The following is an 18,816-nucleotide window of genomic DNA, read 5'->3' as shown; positions in this document are numbered from 1 at the left end:
ATTTTAACCTCAAAATTTAACAATAACTTTGAAAATCATTTTTCATCATTCAGAGATTAAGTAGCAAGGTTGCTCTATCATTCAGCATCAAAATCGTTAGGTTCTTTTTCTCTTTCAAAATTTTAATCATCATATGGCAATAGTCGGTAATCTACTTAAGAAAGGAATTGGTTTAACAACTGTGATTCAGCGTAAAAAAACGAATCATGCTAAACTACAGAAAAAGACACTGATTAAATTGTTGAATAAAGCCCGTTTTACGCAATTTGGTGACAAATATAATTTTGAAGATATCATGAATGCGGCTTTGTTCTCAGACGACAAAGAGTACTATACCAAATTCAAAAATCAAGTACCTGTTTATGATTACAATAAAATGTATAGTGAATGGTGGTACAAAGCGCATGCAGGCGAGAAAAATGTAGCTTGGCCGGGGCGAGTAAAATATTTTGCCTTGAGTTCGGGTACTTCTGAAGCTGCCTCTAAGCATATTCCTGTGACCAAGGATATGGTAAAGGCTATTCACAGAACATCTATTCGTCAGATTTTGTCGTTGGGTTCCTATAAAAACTTACCTCCTCAGCTATACGAAAAGGGCTATTTGATGCTTGGTGGTAGTACTGAACTTCAACAGATGGGCTCGCATTATGAAGGTGATTTAAGTGGTATTACAGCTGGAAAAATTCCTTTTTGGTTCGAAAGATTTTATAAGCCTGGCAAAAAAATAGCCGCCACACGTGACTGGAGTGAGAAACTTGATAAAATTACCAAGCAAGCTAAAAACTGGGATATTGGCTTTATCGTTGGCGTTCCTGCGTGGATTCAGCTATTGATGGAAAAAATCATCAAGGAATATGGTGTCAACAATATCCATGATATTTGGCCGAACCTAGAGATATTCTGTCATGGTGGTGTGAGTTTCGAGCCTTACAAACAAGGTTTTGAAAAACTACTTGGTCGTCCGATTACCTACATAGAAACCTATCTGGCTTCAGAAGGCTTTCTGGCATATCAAACGCACCCGAACAGCGATATGCGTTTGGTGCTTAATAATGGTATTTTCTTCGAATTTGTACCTTTCAACGAGAACAACTTTGATGCTGATGGCACCATGGTAGATCGTCCTGAAACCTTGATGATTGATGAGGTAGAAGAAGGTAAAGAATATGCTTTGCTCATTTCAACAGTATCTGGAACTTGGAGATATTTGATTGGCGATACCATCAAGTTTACTAATAAGAAAAATGCAGAAATTGTCATTACGGGTCGTACCAAGCACTTTTTAAGTCTTTGTGGCGAACACCTCTCTGTAGACAACATGAATAAAGCCATTGAATTGGCATCCAAACATTTCAATATTGATATCCGTGAGTTTACTGTAGTAGGGAAAAAAGTTGAAACTACTTTTGCGCACCATTGGTATGTTGGTACTGATGACAAAATAGAGTCAGAAGAACTAGCACAGTTTATTGACAAAACACTTTGTGAAATCAACGATGACTATCCTGTAGAAAGAAAGCATGCACTTCGTGAAATGAAAGTTCGTGTTCTGCCTGCCAAAACTTTCTATGATTTTATGGCGTCCAAAGGAAAAACAGGTGGTCAAAATAAATTCCCAAGGGTGATTAAGAAAAAAGCGCAAATTGAAGATTGGGAAAATTTCTTATCGAAATAAATATAAAAGTTGAGTGAATTCTTTCATTCCTCTTTAAGCATGAAAAAAGGCGATCAAAATTAGATTTTCGGTCGCCTTTTTAGATGAATTGCTATTTTCCCTTAATATTCCGCTCTGCTTGAAGGATATGTCTCTCTTGATGGATTATTAAAAAATAAAGTGCATCAGCTAATCTTAATGTCAAAAATTTCGCAATTGAGATAGGAATCGTAATCTGATTGAGTTGATAATTTCTGGCAACCTTAAGGATTTCCAGTAAATTCTTTTGATGTGATATAAAAGTATCTAGCACTTCAAAAGCTGGAAGCTTAGAAGAAGGGATATAGCCTTTCATTGCCTTAAACTTGCTTTTTCCTGTATCTGGATGCATACTTTTAATCGCCAATTTTCCCAACCAAGTAGATTTTATCGGGTGGTTTTGGGAAAATTGCCCCTGAGACAAAATTCTTTCTCGAAAATTTGGCAAATAATAATCACTGTAGGCATTTAGATGTGACAAACATTGCGCAACACTCCAACCTCCTGTCTCACTAGGCTGTAATAGCGTTTTTGCATCTATGGACTGTCGCCATTTGATGACCTTATTCAATTGTTTTTCAGCGAGTTCTGTTAAAAAATGAAGTAAATCTTCCTTTGTATCAAAATACGTTAATGCCATAATTAAAAATATTGATTTCGGAACAAAGGTAAAAGCGTCAACCTTGAATAATCTTGGTATTTTCTAAGATTTACAATTTTACAGAATTTAGCAGCTTACTGAAATTGGTAGCGTCGATACCGATATAATTGGCCAAATATTTATGGGGTACAAGTTGGAGAATATGCGGGCTTCGAATTAGCAAAATTCGAAATTTTTCGTCTGCTGAATAACATTGTATTTCGACTAATCTTTCGAGCAACCCACTGAAAGCGAATAGTAGACCTTCAAATAATAATTGATTAATGGCAGGATAGATTTTGCCTAAATCCCGCACTTCCTTGATATTGGCACGAAGTAAAGTAGATTTTGTCAGAGTCTCGTACGTGTATTTGGTCTTTCGACCTGTCAGCATGGAATCCAAAACACCTCCAAAGTTACCTTGATAGGTAAAAAGAAAAGTAGCTTCATGTCCTATATCATCCTGAAAAACAATACGTTGAACACCCTCTAACACAAAATACAAATATTTTTCGGTAGAACCAGCCTCAGTCAAAACCGATTTTCGAGTATAACTTATTGGCTTGAATAGGGCATAAAATTGATCTAGCTCTTCAGAATTAAGAATCCCAAAAGCATTTACGGTTCTTTCGAACGAACGATATGATTCCTCTGGATTATCCATGATGAATCGTTTTAAGCACTTTTCCGATTACTTTTCCTTTTTGAAAAAGCAATTCTCTACAATTTTGCAAGGAAATTTCGAGAGATTGTGGTCCCGTCTGAATTGCACTTACATACACCACTTCTGGAATTTCTAGTAACTTATCAAGCTCTTGAATTTGTCCAGCTATTCCAAAAATAGGTTTCTGGTATGTTTTGGCATATTTCAAAACCTCAGAAAGTACTTTACCTTGAAAGGATTGGCTATCGATACGCCCCTCACCTGTGATAACAATATCAGCTTCTTCCACGGCCGTTGACAAACCAATCGTTTCGAAAACCCATTGTGCAGCCGAAATGATTTTTCCGCCCAAAAAACAAATACCTCCTGCCCCTATTCCTCCACCTGCGCCAGCACCAGCTATCTCTTGCGTGTCAATGGAAAAGGTATCTTTAAATATCCTATGAATTTGCTCAAGACCATGATTCAATTGTTCGACTTCTTCCGAATTTGCCCCTTTTTGTGGAGCATAAACAAAGGCTGCACCATTCTTTCCAAATAGTGGATTGGTCACGTCTGTCGCAATATAAAATTCGGTGGTGTAAATTCGTGTATCTATATCTTGTGTAAGGATGGAAGCGATTTTCCCTACATTTTCCCCTGAGGCTTCTAAAGTCTTTCCCTTTTCATCCAAAAATTGGTATCCTAATGTCTTAGCCATACCCATGCCCGCATCGTTGGTAGCACTTCCTCCAACCGTCAAAAAGATCTTTTTTGCTCCTCTATCCAAAGCATGCTTGATAAGTACGCCCGTCCCGAAGGTGGAAGTCTTCATCACATTTCTTTCCTCTGGTCGAAGCAATTCTAATCCCGAAGCCTTTGCCATTTCGATAATGGCTGTTTCTTGTTGAGCTATCCAAAGATAACTTGCCTCGATAGAACGATGAAGGGCATCGAAAGTAGGTACAAACTCATACTTTCCATCCAATGCCAATTGCAAGGCTTCGAGCGTACCTTCTCCCCCATCAGCCAGTGGTTTTTGCATTATATGAGCTTCTGGAAATGTATAAAAAATTCCTTCAGAAATAGACTCACAGACTTTCTTGGCAGAAAGAGCATCTTTAAATGAATCACATGCAATGAGGATTTTCATGTTTAAATCATAAACTGTTTATACAAAATAGCCATTGCCGAACCTATAAAAACCAAACCAGCTACCTGATTGATACGCGTAATTATTTTAGGGGTAAGTATTCTTTTCATCTTATTCGCGTAATAAGAAATAAGCGATTCAGCCAGCATAGTGGCCAGCAAACTCAAACAAAAGAAAACTATAATTTGCCCTAAATCGAAATGCTGCGCCCCCTTTAGGTAGGTAGATGTACCAAAAACTGCGATATAATTAGAAGGATTAAGTAGGTTAAGGAAAAGTCCGGAGGTAAAATAATACAGTACTGTACCAAATTTGGTTTTGGGGTATACCAGTTGTGGTTGTTGCTTAAAAATACTAATTAAACCCAACCCCATCAATAAGACCGCTCCACCAACAGACAAATACATATCAAAATTGTCGATTTGTGGTAAGAATGCTGTGCCAAACACTGCCAAAAACATCAATATCGCATCTGCGGCAGTCACACCCAATGCTATCAACATACCACTTTTGTAGCCATTATCAATACTCGTTTGTATCAATCTAAAAAAGGCTGGTCCAAATGTAAAACACAGAATAAAGCCATACAAAAAACCAAAAAATGCTGCTGTTATCATACAAAATATCTTAAATTTGATTGGAAAAATGTTAATCTACAGTCCCAATCAAAATGTTCTTTCTTATTAAATTCCTTTCAACCTAGCTACTTTCAACAAGGCTGCGATACTCAACGAGTCTGTGATTTCTGAATTCATCACCATTTCGATGGCTTTTGACAAGCTTACTTTTTGTATCCTCAAAATTTCGGTATCGTCTGGTTCTGATTCACCAAAAGTTAAATTTTCGGCTAAATACATATAACCGACCTCGTCAGTCACCGAATTTGAGGTATGAATTCGTCCCAACTCTGTCCAGCTTTCGGCAGAGATACCCGTTTCTTCTTTCAATTCTCGTTTAGCTGAATCAAGACTCTCTACGTCTAAGGCTCCTCCGCCCATCGGAATTTCCCAAGAATACTCTTCTAAAGGATATCGATATTGTCCTACTAGCCAAGTATTTAACTCGCTATCAACAGGAACAATTGCAATTGCTTTGTTTTTAAAATGAGCTACCCCATAAATACCCGGTTCGCCATTAGGTTTAATTACTTCCTCGTGTCTTATGCTTACCCAAGGATTATCGTATACTTGGGTAGAAGAGGTTTTGGTCCAAGGATTTTTTTCTTTTGTCATACCACAAAGGTAGAGCATCAAGCTGAGATACAAAACAGGAAATATTACGTTTTATATGAACTATTCCGAAATTGATTCGGTTTTTATAATCATTCCCTATAATTTTCGTTCGACAAATTGAAGGCTATCAGGAATTATGGAGTGGTATTTTTTTTCAAAATGGTAAAGTATAAATAAAACTTTCCAAATTAGTAATCAGCTCCCTTTCAGTACCTTTGTGCAAATTCTAATAATACCATGACCCCTAAATATCGGATTATCCTAGCTTCGTTTGTAGTTAGTACTTTATTGATGATTGTCAAATTTGTGGCCTATTACATGACCTATTCAAGTGCTATTTTAACAGATGCTCTCGAATCAATTATCAATGTAGTCGCTAGTGGATTTGCGTTCTACGCTATTTATCTCGCTTCGCAGCCCAAAGACCTAAACCACCCATATGGTCATGGTAAAATTGAATTTTTTTCTGCTGGTTTGGAAGGCGTCTTAATTGTACTTGCAAGTATCTTTATTATATTTCATGCGGTTCAAAACTTCTTTAATCCTCAACCTCTTTCAGATCTTCCTTTGGGTTTAGGAATTATCATTTCTGGGGTTATTATCAACTGGTTTCTAGGATATTATATCGAAAAAGAAGGGATAAAATATCAGTCACCTACTTTAATTGCTGATGGAAAGCACCTCAAATTAGACGCACAAAGCGGTATTATTTTGATTGCAGCCGTGGCATTGGTGGTATTCACTGAATCTGCTTGGGTAGACGGTGTAGCATCTGTAATTTTTGCAGTGTACATGGGTTGGAGTGGCATAAAAATCATGCGAAAATCTATCGGGGGATTAATGGACGAAACTGACCAAGAAACGCTTGAGAAGGTAGTGCAAATATTGAAAAACAATAAAAAATCCGAGTGGATAGATATTCATAATTTGCGTATCCAACACTACGGAGCCGATCTGCACATCGACTGTCATATTACATTGCCTCGTTATTATAATCTCGAAGTGGTACATGCCAATGTTCACGAATTTGAAGATATCTTAGGCGCTGAATTTCAAGGCAATGTAGAAATATTCATACACGCCGATCCATGTCTCGACGATTGCTGTTATTATTGTAAAGTACAGGATTGTCCTATTAGAAAATTCCCTGTTTCCAAAACTATTGAATGGAATGAAGTCAATTTATCGCTTAATCAAAAACACTTCATTGAAAGCATATAGTCTTATTGCTCTGGCCTTTGTATGTTGTGTTTTAGGTCTAAGTGCATGTCTTCAAGGTTTTACAATGAGCGCCAGTCAAGTAGATGAATACTACGCTGCCTTACCGCCCAAGCCCGATTTCAGTTATGCAGAATACGAGCATAAGAAAATTTATTTTGCTCAATCAACCAATGTTCGTCATAAATTACTGTTCCTCATACATGGCGCACCCGGTGCATGGTTTGGCTATAAAGATTATCTAAATGACTCTTTGTTGTTGCAGAAGTTTAAAATCGTTGCTGCCGACCGATTCGGGTATAACCGATCTGACAGAAAGTTAGCGACCATTGATGAACAGGCAAAAGCATTTTATGAATTGCTAAAAAAATATCCTGACTACGAAATAACGGTGGTGGGACGTTCGTATGGCGCTGCAATTGCTGCCAAACTAGCAATGGATTATCCAGCTTTAGTCAAAAAACTATTTCTGATTTCTCCTGCTTGTGCGCCAAAACTAGAAAAATACTGGTGGTTCTCTAAGCCCGTAAATACTGGATTAGTAAAGTTCTTTTTGCCGTCGTATGTAAATAGAGCGAGTGAAGAGAAATTTTCTCATCAAAAAGACTTAGCAAATTTAGAAAAGGATTGGCGTAAAATTCACTGCCCAGTGGTGATTTTACAAGGAGGACGAGATTGGATTATTGATACGCGAAATGGAGCTTATTTGGACTCTATGATAACTGAAGCACCAAAACAGTTTATCTTTTTACCCGAAAACGGTCATTTGTTGACTGAAGAAAGGAAAGATTTGATAAAAGATTTGTTATTAAAACCGTAGACCTTAATTAGTAAGGTCTACGATTTTGGAGACTATTTCACTTCTTTCAATTGTTGTAAAGCTGAAAGCTGTTTCATCGTTTTTTCCATTCCTTCAGTTGAACCGTCTAAGAAAATAACATTTCCTTTTCCTTGTTCAGCGAAATGCTTAATGGCTTCAGTCCACATTGAGAATAAAATGAGTGAAGCATCTAATTGGTTATCTTTCATTACTTTAGCAGACTCTGCCATCCCTTTAGCTACTTCCTCACGGAACAACGCAACCCCTTGTCCACGCAATTGTGCTGCCACTTTTTCGGCTTCAGCTGCAATACGAATGGCATTTCCTTCTGCCTCAGCGGCTTTTGTTTTGGTAATTAACAAAGCCTGACCTTCATTTTCAGCAGCAGCTTTTAAGTTATTTGAAGCCACAATTTGTGCCATCGAGCGCATAATTGCTTCATCAAAAGCAATGTCATTCAGTTGTAAGTCAATCAAATGATATCCCCAAGTCTCGAGGGTATTATCGATGTGCTCCTTTACCTGAATCACAATTTCGCTTCTCAGACCAAGCACCTCAGCTTGGCGCTTAGTTGCCACCAATGCACGAATAGTACCTTCAATCGTACGAATCAAAGCTTGCATAAATGAGCGCTCGTCCATAAACTTAAAGGCTACATTTTTGATAGTTTCCTCCTCTTGGTTCATTACAGCATAAACCAACATGGCTTTGAAGTTCACATTGGCTTGATCGGCAGTAATAGCTTGAAATTCGAGTTCGATCGAACGACTTTGAATAGAGATTTTCTTGAAAATTGCTTCAATAAACGGAATTTTAAAGTTTAGCCCTGGTGTCATGATTCGCTGGTATTTACCAAAAATAGTCACCACTGCAACAGTTCCCTGATTGACCACCGCAAACGAAAGTGCCAAAAGAGGAAAGGCAATCACTAATAAAACAAGTAAAAACGACATAGTTGTAAAGTTATAGGTTAAAAAAAACAGCATACTCGGACGAATATGCTGTTTCAATTTTACAGAAAAAATACCAAAGTCGATAATAATATTTCAAATTTATGCGCCTTTTATGCTTCCCATACCTCCATCGACCCCGATTATTTGACCAGTAGTCCATGACGAAAGTTCACTTAATAAAAAGGTAGAGATACGTGCTATGTCATCTGCGGTACCAACACGTCCAAGCGGATGACGTTTGTTTGAAGCTTCTTTTTTCTCTTCAGTTGATAGTAAGTTTTTGGCTAAAGGTGTATCTGTCAACGATGGAGCCACACAGTTGACACGAATTTTCAAAGGAGATAGCTCTGCAGCTAACGATTTTGTTAATCCTTCCACAGCTCCTTTCGATGCCGCTACCGAGGCATGAAAACCCATTCCAATTTTGGCTGCCACTGTACTAAACAATACGATTGAAGCGCCATCTGCTTTCTTGAGTTTTGGCAATACCGCTTGAATCACAGCAACTGCACCAACCACATTTATTTGAAAGTCATTTTTAAAATCGTCTGTAGACAACCTGTTTATAGGTTTCAAATTAATCGTACCGGGGCAATATACCAATCCATCCAATGATTCAGGCAATTGACTAAATACCGAAGCATCCGGAGCACTTGCATCCCAAGTCAAATGAATAACTCCTTCAACTTTTGGGGTATTTCTAGAGGCAGAAAAAACTTGGTGTCCTTCTCTCTGCAATTGCGAAGCGATTGCCTCACCTATTCCTGAACTAGCACCAATCACTAAATAATTCTTTGTCATATTTTGTGGAGTATTTTTGTAAATATCTTAAACAAAAAAAGGCATTTAAAGTATAAACTTCAAATGCCTTTTTTTGTTTTAATTTCAATTAATAAGCGCGTTTCTTATTAAGTACTAACGCAAAATAAGATCTATTTTATGTGATTTAGACACGAGGCAATCGGCAAAAAAACATATCTATAGTTACTAAAAACATTTTAACACTCTTTGCCTTGTGCCTGTTGCCTGTTCCCTAAAACAAATAACTTCAATCAAATTTTGCACGGATACTTATATTCCTATGTACTTCAAAAACTCCTGACGTACGCTTTCTTCCTGAAATTTACCGCCATAATAACTAGTTACAGTCGATGAAGTATCATCTTTTACGCCACGAGAGGCAACGCAAAGGTGTTTTGCATCTATCATAACAGCGACATTTTCAGTTCCTAAAATCTCCTGTAAATCTTTGGCAATTTGCACTGTCAAACGCTCTTGTACTTGTGGGCGCTTAGCATAATGCTGAACAATACGGTTAAGCTTAGACAAGCCAACTACTTTACCTTCAGCAATATAAGCCACATGAGCCTTACCAAAAATTGGCACAAAATGATGCTCACAGTTTGAGTAGAAGGAAATATTTTTTTCCACCAACATTTCATTGTATTGATATTTGTTCTCAAACAATGCAATAGAAGGTTTATTTTTAGGGTCTAAACCACTGAATATCTCCTTAACATACATTTTAGCTACACGTTTTGGCGTACCTTTCAATGAATCATCCGTCAAATCTAGTCCTAAAGTTTCCATGATTTGTCTGAAATGATATTCGATTTGAGCTATCTTTTCATCGTCGCTCAACTCAAAGGCATCAGCACGCATAGGTGTATCCACAGAAGTCGAAATATGATCATCGCCAATTTCTTCATCTGTTAGCAATAATTTTCCATTATTATCCAACAGGGTATTCAACAAAGTTTCGTTCTGTCTCATATAATCTGATTTTAATATCCAAGTTTGGGTTTAGTTTGTTTCTGAGAATGTCATAAATAACAATAGCAATATTCTCTGCAGATGGATTAAGATCTTTAAACTCCTCAGTATCAAGGTTTAAGTTTCGATGATCAAATCGATCCAAGATTTCAACCTTTATAATATCGCTCAACACCTTCATATCAATCACATAGCCAGTTTCAGGATCTAATTCTCCAATCACTTGTACAATCAATTCGTAATTATGACCATGAAAGGTTGGATTATTACATTTACCGTAAACTCGCTCGTTCTTCTCATCCGTCCAATTAGGATTATGAAGGCGATGTGCGGCATTAAAGTGTTCTTTGCGGAACACCGCCACTCGCTTTGTACTCATTGTAATTTTGCTAATTTAAAAGTGAATTTAGAGACAAATGGACATATCGGGCAGGACACATCCCGAGCTTTCGCTCTCTTTGAAACAAACTATATTTTATCGGGGATTTAGTCATCAAGTTTAAAAGTCGTCTGAAAGGTTGTCAGCAACACTCTTAAACTAAATCGGCGAGTAGTTCTTTCATTAAGTCAAACTTTATGTTTGAAGAAAAGGTTTCGATTTTGTTTAAAATATTTTAAAAAACATTAAACAAAAAGATTTTAATCCTGAAACATAAAATGGTTTTGTTTGACCCTATAAATACCAAACACATAAATGATTGAGATTGTTCAGTAAGATACAATTCTGTGTTTGATTATACAAATATATAAAGATTTACTAATATAATAGATTACTGAGATGGTTGCGACAAGAACCATTCAAGTGCCTTCTGCCAGTCTTCACACTTATTTCCGTTATAGTATTTTGTATTGCTAGCAGAAGGATTGGGAATAAAGCAAATTGGATTCCCATTAAATTCAGAATATTTTAAAGCAATACTTCCAAACTGCTTTACCTTTTCAGGTTTATTTTTCAAAGCATAAAATGGATCTATTCCTAATGCAATGATACACTTAGGTTTAATTATTTCCCTCACTAACTCTCTAATGAAATCTGGACTTTTTAATTCTTTAGGTATTTGACCAGAATTACCTGTATTAATAAAGGTAATATTGGATCCAACGCAGTTTTCAAGTTTATCCTTCAAAAGGCTATTTTTTGGATAACCAAAAATTCTTCTTAATGTAACAAACCATTGATGCGTTCCATCTATATATCCGCTCTCCCCTTTTGGAGCACACAACCATTTTTGATTTCTTGTACAATTTCCTCCTGGATTTATTCCAACTATCATGACTTCTGGATTTTCGCGATATTCCGTTTGAAATACATAATAATCTTGACGCTCATTTTCTGCAAACTGTTCTAGATATAAGTCATAGCGCTGTATAACTTTATTCCAGAAAGCGTTAATTTTTGTCTCAAAATTTGTGTTTTGCATAATATTTGAAATCTAAAGTTTATATGAAGGTAGAAACTGTTTAAACTTTTCTAAAATTGCTGGAGTCAGCAATGAATTCATATTGTTTGGGTGCATCGAGTTCATAAATTCTTGATTTAACTATTACTTTTTGTTTTAACACGAGAATGCCTATTTAAAAAGTAAGACGCAGAACTAAACAAAATAATCCATTTTGAGAAAAATTTAAGGAGATTCAATTGGAATGTTATTAAAACTCAAGTTAAATATGATTTCTTGAAGAATAGATAAATTAGGATTAATATTTTAATATACAAAAATACAAACTCCTGTTTATGAATTAGTTTACTTTTAAGTCAAAACTTACACGGAAACCGAAATTTGGGGATATTAGAGTTTTTTAATTAGTTTAGTTAAAAAATCAAAACTATTCCTAAATTTGCGGTAATATATTACCTCGCTTTTGAGGCTTAAGCAACACTATTTTTAAAAATATATTGCTACTTTCATCGAGCATTATTTATATGGCAAAACTATTAATCATGGCAGGCGGGATGTCTTCTCGCATGAAAAAAACAGACGGCAATTCAAATTTGGATGAAAAGCTAATCGAACAAGCAAATACGCTTCCGAAAGGAATGATTGGCGTGGGAAAAGACGGTCGTCCGTTTATGGATTATCTTTTATACAATGCTCATCGTGCTGGATACAATGAAGTTTTGATTTTGAAAAATCCTAAAGATACTGTTACACAACCTTATTATGACCAATTGGTGGCAGATGGAAAAGCTTGGGGATTTACTTTTAAATTCGCTACTCAGCAAATTGCCCCAGATCGTGAAAAACCAGCGGGTACTGCTGATGCAATTCAGCAAGCATTAGAGCAAACACCCGAATGGAAAGGCGAACGCTTCACTGTTTGTAATTCAGATAATCTTTATTCTGTTTCTGTACTTACACTATTGAAAGATGCGGAAATCCCGAATGCGGTAGTTTCTTACAACGCCGATGCCTTAGGTGTGGAGCCAGAACGTGTGAAAGCTTTTGCTATTATCAAAACTAACGAAGATGGTAGTTTGGTAGAAATCTTGGAGAAGCCAAACGATGAACAAATTGCTGAAGCAAAGCGTGTTGCTGGTCAAATTGGGGTAAATATGAATGTATTTCACTTCAAATATGATGATATTTTGAAATATGTACAGTCTGAGCCTTTCAACCCGATTCGTAACGAACGTGAGTTGCCAAGTGCAGTTACTCGAATGGCAAAAGAAAACCCAGGTTTAGTAACCACTGTTCCTGTAGCCGAAAATGTGCCTGACTTGACGTCTAAAGGTGACATTTCCTTGGTTCAAAAATATTTAGTTGATGAATTTGGTGATTTCTAAAATATTCAGCCTGAATTCATAACCTTCCTACCCCGACTGTTGTTATAGAAACAGTCGGGGTATTTTATTGTCAATCTACCAATAAGCCCTAAATTTGTGCAGTCAATAGTATTGGCAAAAACTCAAATTTATATTTTAGCTCGTTATGTCGAATAACTCTCAAATAGTAAACCTTATCGAAAAAGGAACCAAATATTGTACTTCTCTTACCGAATATAAACGTCGCGAAACAATCTCTGTGAACATTGGGGATTTGTGGATGGGCTCGCAATATCCAATTCGTATTCAATCTATGACTACTATCGACACCATGGATACCATCGGTTCGGTTGAGCAGACACTCAGAATGGTAGAGTCTGGTTGTGAATTGGTACGTATTACAGCACCTTCTGTAAAGGAAGCGCAAAACTTAGAGAATATTCGCAAAGAACTTCGTAATCGTGGTTGCAATGTTCCATTGGTCGCAGATATACACTTTACACCTAATGCAGCTGAATTAGCAGCGAGATTAGTGGAAAAGGTACGTATCAATCCAGGAAACTATGCTGACAAGAAGCGTTTTGAAACCATTGATTATACCGAATCTTCTTACCAAGCAGAACTCGAACGTATCAGAGATAAGTTTGTTCCCTTGATTAAAATCTGCAAAGAGTACGGAACTGCCATGCGTATTGGCACCAATCATGGTTCTTTGAGTGATAGAATTTTGAGTAGATATGGTGATACTCCACTCGGAATGGTTGAGTCCGCCTTAGAATTCTTGAGGATATGTGAAGACGAGAACTACTTCAATATTGTTCTTTCCATGAAAGCTTCGAATACACAAGTAATGGTAGAAGCTTATCGCTTGCTTTGCAAAAAGTTGAATGAAGAAGGGCTAAAACCTTACCCACTACATTTGGGTGTAACTGAGGCTGGAGAGGGTGAAGATGGTCGTATCAAGTCGGCTGTAGGAATCGGAACTTTGTTGGAAGATGGTCTTGGAGATACCGTTCGTGTTTCGTTGACGGAAGACCCAGAATTTGAAGCACCTGTTGCCAAAAGTCTTATCGACAGATACACTAATCGTGCTGAAACTACTACTTTGATACCTGCTTGGAAACCCGCAGACGCACAACTTTCTGAGGCTTTTGACTCTCCTATCAACCCATTCCAACACTTCCGAAGAGCAACGACTGAGGTATCCGTATTCGGTGGACATAATGTTCCAAGAGTAATTGCAGACTACTCGCATGTAGGTATCAATGAACATGATGATTTGAAACCAATTGGGCATTTTTACTTACCAGCTACGGATAAATGGGCAATGAATGACTTGGGGGCTGATTTTGTTTATACTGGACAGCGTCCTGCTACATTTATGTTGCCGATGGGGCTAAAAGAGATAGTTGACCACAAAATTTGGCTAGAAAAAAATTGTCCAGAAAATTTATTCCCCATGATTTCTCTTGAGGCAATATCGGGCGAAATCAAAACACATAACTCACTGAATTTCATTACTATTAACATAGACAATCTCAAGCCAGAGTTGATTCAGAGCTTGTCTTCTCTGAGAGATGCTGTTTTGGTGATTTCTACAAATAATACGCACGGAATGCCTGCATTGAGACGTTTCTTCTTTGAACTCATTAGTCAAGGCATTAAACTTCCTGTAGTTATTTGGCGCCAATACGAAACTATGTCTACTAGTGATTTCCAACTATTCTCTGCTACTGATTTGGGCGGGTTGTTAGTAGATGGTTTAGGGGATGGAACGATACTCTCTGTTCCTCAAGACACCCCAGCTTCAGCGTTTAAAAGTTTGGCCAAAATCTACAATGCAACAGCATTTGGGATTTTGCAAGCTGCCAGAACTCGTATGAGTAAAACTGAGTATATCTCATGTCCTTCTTGTGGTCGAACCTTGTTTGATTTGCAAGAAACTACTGCTATGATTCGCAAAAGAACTGACCATTTAAAAGGTGTAAAAATTGGAATTATGGGTTGCATTGTAAATGGACCTGGTGAGATGGCAGATGCAGATTATGGTTATGTAGGTATCGGAAAAGATAAAATCGCTTTGTATCGCGGACAGCAGGTTGTTAAAAAATCTGTGCATGCAGACCGAGCAGTAGACGAACTTATCGAGCTAATTAAGGAAGACGGCGTGTGGTTTGAGCCTGTTCAAAATCCTGAATTAGCGGATATTCTTTAATGTTAAAATCCCATTCTTTATATAAGCCATAAAGAATCACACTCAAATAAATATTGTTTCACAATAGATTTCAAAAGCCATGAGTCGTCTCAAAGATCAATTCAAATTAGGTGAAGCCTTTGGTTATTTTCTAAGAGTTTTCTCAAAACCAGATCCTTCAAAACCAACAAGTTTCAACTTGCGTACGATGCACTTCATCAACAAAATTTCGATTTTGATGTTTTTGGTTTGTTTAGTCGTTATGATTTATCGCGCTTTTATTCGCTAGTGATAATTTTATGGATATCGAACAGTTCAGGGAATATTGTTGATCAAAAAAAGGCGTTACAGAAGAACTTCCTTTCGGACCAGAGACCTTGGTGTATAAAGTCATGGGAAAAATATTTGCCCTTACAGGATTGGATAGTGAGGTTTTTACAGTAAACCTAAAATGTGAGCCTGAAAAAGCAATTTCTCTTCGGGAGGAATTTTCTTTTATTATTCCTGGGTACCACATGAACAAAAAACATTGGAATACCGTTAATTTTGAAAGAACTCCTACGAAGATGGCGACTGAACTCATAGACCACTCTTATGAAATTGTAGCGTCGGGTTTAACCAAAAAACTTCAAGCAGAGTTAGCACAATTATAAACCAATAGCAATTGTTCGTGTACTATGGAATGGTTAGTCCTCTTTTTCTTTTTGCCTTATGTTCTAACATTGATGTTTTTCAATTGGATAGAAGAGAAGTTTATTACCATCAAAAATAAAGAAAAGCTTGAAGATGGTGAACATCTTATTCAGCACAGAAAATACAAAGAGGCGCTTTCTTTTTTTTCTGAAAAACTAAAGCGCTTTCCAAAATCAGCCAAAGCGCATTATTTTCGCTCAATCTGTAATTTACAGTTGGGAAACTTATACTCGGCCTTGTACGATATCGAACAATCGTTGAGTTTTGATAATACGGTTGGAGAGTCTTATGTTACCAAAGGAAAGATTCTTTACAAGCTGGAAGATTATGATGGCGCTTTTTTGGAGTTTGACAAAGCCGATTGGCATTTTAGAAGTGAAAATCCGATTGCCCTTCGATGGCGAGGTATTGCGAGATACCAATTGGGTCAACGGAAAAACGCTATTGAAGATTTTCAACAAGCCGTACAATTGGGAGATGAAGATTCGGCCTATATTTTGAGAACCAGCTTTGAATACATAGACAAAATCTAAAAAAAGGTGAATGATATAGAGTCATTCACCTTTTTTATTTTAGTATCTTACAGATTAACGCCCTTTTGCAGCCCAGATAGTAGCCTTTGCTAAGGCAGCTTTATCTGAAGTTCTAGATTTCACAAAATTGCTTAGATAAGTATAGCTTGCTTTATCTGTTTTCGCATCTATAATAGATTCTAGTATTTTAATCGCCTCCGCAGATTTGCCTTCTCTAAACAATGCAGTGGCCTCCTCGCGGAAGATACGCACGCCTATAGCTTTTTGAGTTACACCTAGTTTAGCCAAATTTGCTTTTACTTGGGCGATTTTAGCAGATGAATACTTATTTCCTCTACTCGAATAGAGCGAGTACATAATGATATTCTCCGCTGTTTGCTTGACTAAATTTTTATCAAACTTGGCATTAAATTCTGCAAGGTGGTTAATCATGTACACAAAAAGTGGATTCTCATCATCCATAATGGCTTTTTGAAGTACTGCAAAATTTACATTACTTGTGTACTGAGACGTTGGAATAGATTTGGCATAGGTTTTCAAAACAGTAATATTCATCAGTGTATCTTTCAAGATACGAGCCATGTATCCATAGTCAATTAAGAAATTGGTAGTTCTGTTGCCACTCTGATAAATAGCTTTGTAGGCAGTTGCCCGTTTTTGTGGGTTCATTGCAATCATTGCCGAAGAAATAAGTGCTTCAGGTGAGTTGGTATTTTCTCCCATAATAGCAATGTGCATTAATTTTACATCCTTATCAAAAAACAACAAAGTTGGCGTTGATGGAATCCAAATATTTTGTTTTTGTAAAAAACCAGCTGCCTCTGGAGAAGTCATATCCAATTTATAGGAGATATAGTTTTTATTGTAAATATCTCCAACTTGTTGATTCTCGAATGTAGGTTTAAATGCCATACAAACATGGCAAGTGGGAGCATAAGCTTCCAAAAAAACCGCTTTATTTTGGACTTTTGCCAAGTCAAATACGGTTCTTAAATTTCCACCAGAAATAAAACTAACGCCTCTTTGGGCGATTGATGAAAGACTCAGTAGCAACAAAACAGCGATACTTGGAAAAACTCTTTTCATAGTGCAAGTATTAGGGATATAGTTGAAAACAACGACTGTATTTACCATAAAAAAGCTGATTATGCTGGAGGTTTCCAACATAATCAGCTTTCTAATCTTGGAGAATTAAGCTTGTTGCTGTTGAGCTGCTTTCATTTCCTCCTTCAAAGTTTGACTCAAATCTTTACATAGTGCGTCGATTTTGATAGCCATGGCTTCATCGCCCGTAGCACGGATAGCGGCTTCTGCGATACTTCCCATCATCTCGATATAGAAACGTTTCATTTCAAGTACATCCATATCTTTAGTCCATAAAGGCAAAGCAAGTGTTCCTTTGTGGTAGTGATCCCAAACACCAATAAAGATAGATTTTGTTTCCTCAATTCCTTCGTTAGGGTTTTCGGTAGCAGTCCACTGAATTTGTTCTGGAATACTTTGGTCGTCTAATGTTACTTGAAAATTGATTTCTGATTTTTTCATGATAAATTCTTCACTTGCTCACATTTTAGGCAAGTCTGTATATTGGAAAATTAAAGCTTTCAGATGAAACAGCGTTTTCCGCCGAAAAGTTTGTTTTGTGCAAACAAAAGCTTACAACGAATTTAGCACAAAAAACTAGTTCGAACCAAATACTTTTTTGAGAAGGTCTGTCACACGGGCAGCAGGATTCTCACGAATCTTTTGTTCCTCCTGAGCCACCAATACAAATAAACCATCAATTGCTTTTTGTGTAGCGTATCCTTTCAAATCTGGATTTAGCTTTTGAGCGGTAAATGGAATCTTGTTATAGGTATTCGCGATATCACCGTACAATTTGGTTGCTCCTGTCGAGTTGATCGACTCCTCCATAATCGGAGCAAATGCTTTAGCCAGTGCATCCGACGATGTTCTTTTTAGATATTGCGTTGCAGCATCTTTGTCTCCTTTCAAAATACTCAAAGCATCTTGAATTGTCATTTTACTAATAGCATCCACAAATATTGGCACCGCTTGACCAGCCGCTTTTTCTGCACCTCTATTCAAAGTTGTAATAAACTTATCACATTCACTTCCTAAGCCAATTTGACGAAGCTTCGCCTCCACTTTTTGCGCCTCTGGTGGAAACAATAATTTAATGGTTTGATTACCCAAAAATCCATCAAGCGCACCCGCTTGAGCTGAAGAGTTTTTAATACCAACCGTCAATGCTTCTTTTAAGCCTTTGCCTATTTCATCTGAAGTAAGTCCACCTTTACTTGCATTTGCCAATACATCATTCGCTTGTTTTAAAATATTTCCTAGGTTTTGAGATTGACAACTAGTTACTGTACCCATTAGGCAAATGGCGATAAGAATTCTTTTCATAAATAAGATGTTGTTTAAACTAAGAGAACCAAATAGGTCTCGATTACTTTCATTTTCAGACTTTAAGAGTGAATAGAAGTAACAAAATCTTAGATTTT

20 protein-coding genes and 1 pseudogene are annotated in these 18,816 nt (G+C 37.0%); 8 read left to right on the top strand and 13 right to left on the bottom strand.

Annotation, left to right across the window (positions count from 1 at the left end; genetic code table 11):
- The first annotated feature begins 133 nt into the window (after positions 1-133).
- Positions 134-1,675, top strand: coding sequence for a GH3 family domain-containing protein (locus QM524_RS04160; protein ID WP_283343622.1), 1,542 nt, complete (start codon positions 134-136; stop codon positions 1,673-1,675).
- A gap of 91 nt (positions 1,676-1,766) precedes the next feature.
- Here the strand turns inward: QM524_RS04160 and QM524_RS04155 are convergent, their stop codons facing one another.
- The 5 genes from QM524_RS04155 to QM524_RS04135 form a co-directional block, all read right to left on the bottom strand.
- Positions 1,767-2,333: a DinB family protein gene (locus tag QM524_RS04155; protein WP_283343621.1), complete on the bottom strand. Its 567-nt coding sequence runs from the start codon at positions 2,331-2,333 to the stop codon at positions 1,767-1,769.
- Between the two features lie 70 nt (positions 2,334-2,403).
- Entirely contained in the window at positions 2,404-2,997 is a 594-nt protein-coding gene (locus tag QM524_RS04150) for a Crp/Fnr family transcriptional regulator (RefSeq protein ID WP_283343620.1), read from the bottom strand.
- On the bottom strand, positions 2,990-4,129 hold the full coding sequence (locus QM524_RS04145; RefSeq protein ID WP_283343619.1) for a glycerate kinase: 1,140 nt from the start codon (positions 4,127-4,129) through the stop codon (positions 2,990-2,992). The genes QM524_RS04150 and QM524_RS04145 overlap by 8 nt, the downstream gene beginning before the upstream one ends.
- 2 nt (positions 4,130-4,131) lie before the next feature.
- Positions 4,132-4,746, bottom strand: a complete 615-nt coding sequence (locus QM524_RS04140) for a LysE family translocator (protein WP_095166037.1) — start codon at positions 4,744-4,746, stop codon at positions 4,132-4,134.
- Between the two features lie 66 nt (positions 4,747-4,812).
- Entirely contained in the window at positions 4,813-5,361 is a 549-nt protein-coding gene (locus tag QM524_RS04135; protein WP_283343618.1) for an NUDIX domain-containing protein, read from the bottom strand.
- Positions 5,362-5,598: 237 nt separating this feature from the next.
- Here QM524_RS04135 and QM524_RS04130 point away from each other — a divergent pair, with 237 nt between their 5' ends.
- The gene (locus QM524_RS04130; RefSeq protein WP_166577764.1) at positions 5,599-6,582 is read left to right on the top strand and encodes a cation diffusion facilitator family transporter; all 984 of its coding nucleotides are present in this window, start codon (positions 5,599-5,601) and stop codon (positions 6,580-6,582) included.
- Positions 6,533-7,399, top strand: a complete 867-nt coding sequence (locus QM524_RS04125) for an alpha/beta fold hydrolase (RefSeq protein ID WP_283343617.1) — start codon at positions 6,533-6,535, stop codon at positions 7,397-7,399. Before QM524_RS04130 ends, QM524_RS04125 begins: the two co-directional genes overlap by 50 nt.
- 32 nt (positions 7,400-7,431) lie before the next feature.
- Here the strand turns inward: QM524_RS04125 and QM524_RS04120 are convergent, their stop codons facing one another.
- From QM524_RS04120 to QM524_RS04100, 5 genes are all read right to left on the bottom strand, one after another.
- Complete coding sequence (locus QM524_RS04120) at positions 7,432-8,352, bottom strand: SPFH domain-containing protein (RefSeq protein WP_095166100.1); 921 nt, start codon at positions 8,350-8,352, stop codon at positions 7,432-7,434.
- 99 nt (positions 8,353-8,451) lie between these two features.
- Complete coding sequence (locus QM524_RS04115; protein ID WP_283343616.1) at positions 8,452-9,153, bottom strand: SDR family NAD(P)-dependent oxidoreductase; 702 nt, start codon at positions 9,151-9,153, stop codon at positions 8,452-8,454.
- A gap of 270 nt (positions 9,154-9,423) precedes the next feature.
- Positions 9,424-10,125 carry a GTP cyclohydrolase I FolE gene (gene folE, locus QM524_RS04110; RefSeq protein WP_095166025.1) on the bottom strand — a complete coding sequence of 234 codons (702 nt, stop codon included), beginning with the start codon at positions 10,123-10,125 and terminating at the stop codon, positions 9,424-9,426.
- The gene (locus QM524_RS04105; RefSeq protein WP_095166024.1) at positions 10,085-10,504 is read right to left on the bottom strand and encodes a 6-pyruvoyl trahydropterin synthase family protein; all 420 of its coding nucleotides are present in this window, start codon (positions 10,502-10,504) and stop codon (positions 10,085-10,087) included. The genes folE and QM524_RS04105 overlap by 41 nt, the downstream gene beginning before the upstream one ends.
- 391 nt (positions 10,505-10,895) lie before the next feature.
- Complete coding sequence (locus QM524_RS04100; RefSeq protein ID WP_283343615.1) at positions 10,896-11,546, bottom strand: uracil-DNA glycosylase family protein; 651 nt, start codon at positions 11,544-11,546, stop codon at positions 10,896-10,898.
- 503 nt (positions 11,547-12,049) lie between these two features.
- Here QM524_RS04100 and QM524_RS04095 point away from each other — a divergent pair.
- The 5 genes and pseudogenes from QM524_RS04095 (at position 12,050) to QM524_RS04075 (ending at position 16,309) form a co-directional block, all read left to right on the top strand.
- Positions 12,050-12,910 carry a sugar phosphate nucleotidyltransferase gene (locus QM524_RS04095; protein ID WP_283343614.1) on the top strand — a complete coding sequence of 287 codons (861 nt, stop codon included), beginning with the start codon at positions 12,050-12,052 and terminating at the stop codon, positions 12,908-12,910.
- A gap of 145 nt (positions 12,911-13,055) precedes the next feature.
- Positions 13,056-15,104, top strand: coding sequence for a (E)-4-hydroxy-3-methylbut-2-enyl-diphosphate synthase (ispG, locus tag QM524_RS04090; RefSeq protein WP_283343613.1), 2,049 nt, complete (start codon positions 13,056-13,058; stop codon positions 15,102-15,104).
- A gap of 79 nt (positions 15,105-15,183) precedes the next feature.
- A complete protein-coding gene (locus QM524_RS04085) occupies positions 15,184-15,372 on the top strand; it encodes a DUF6728 family protein (RefSeq protein WP_095166017.1) in 189 nt (62 codons plus the stop codon).
- Between the two features lie 55 nt (positions 15,373-15,427).
- Positions 15,428-15,736, top strand: a pseudogene (locus QM524_RS04080) (MmcQ/YjbR family DNA-binding protein); the annotation flags it as partial.
- Between the two features lie 24 nt (positions 15,737-15,760).
- Positions 15,761-16,309: a tetratricopeptide repeat protein gene (locus tag QM524_RS04075; protein WP_283343612.1), complete on the top strand. Its 549-nt coding sequence runs from the start codon at positions 15,761-15,763 to the stop codon at positions 16,307-16,309.
- 54 nt (positions 16,310-16,363) lie between these two features.
- Here the strand turns inward: QM524_RS04075 and QM524_RS04070 are convergent, their stop codons facing one another.
- From QM524_RS04070 to QM524_RS04060, 3 genes are all read right to left on the bottom strand, one after another.
- Positions 16,364-17,395, bottom strand: coding sequence for a thioredoxin domain-containing protein (locus tag QM524_RS04070; RefSeq protein ID WP_283343611.1), 1,032 nt, complete (start codon positions 17,393-17,395; stop codon positions 16,364-16,366).
- 105 nt (positions 17,396-17,500) lie between these two features.
- Complete coding sequence (gene gldC / locus QM524_RS04065) at positions 17,501-17,854, bottom strand: gliding motility protein GldC (protein ID WP_095166009.1); 354 nt, start codon at positions 17,852-17,854, stop codon at positions 17,501-17,503.
- 135 nt (positions 17,855-17,989) lie between these two features.
- Positions 17,990-18,718: a DUF4197 domain-containing protein gene (locus QM524_RS04060; protein WP_283343610.1), complete on the bottom strand. Its 729-nt coding sequence runs from the start codon at positions 18,716-18,718 to the stop codon at positions 17,990-17,992.
- Positions 18,719-18,816 lie beyond the last annotated feature (98 nt).

Source organism: Flectobacillus roseus (assembly GCF_030056595.1).
GTDB classification, from domain to species: domain Bacteria; phylum Bacteroidota; class Bacteroidia; order Cytophagales; family Spirosomataceae; genus Flectobacillus; species Flectobacillus roseus.
This window is presented reverse-complemented; position numbering and strand designations above follow the sequence as displayed.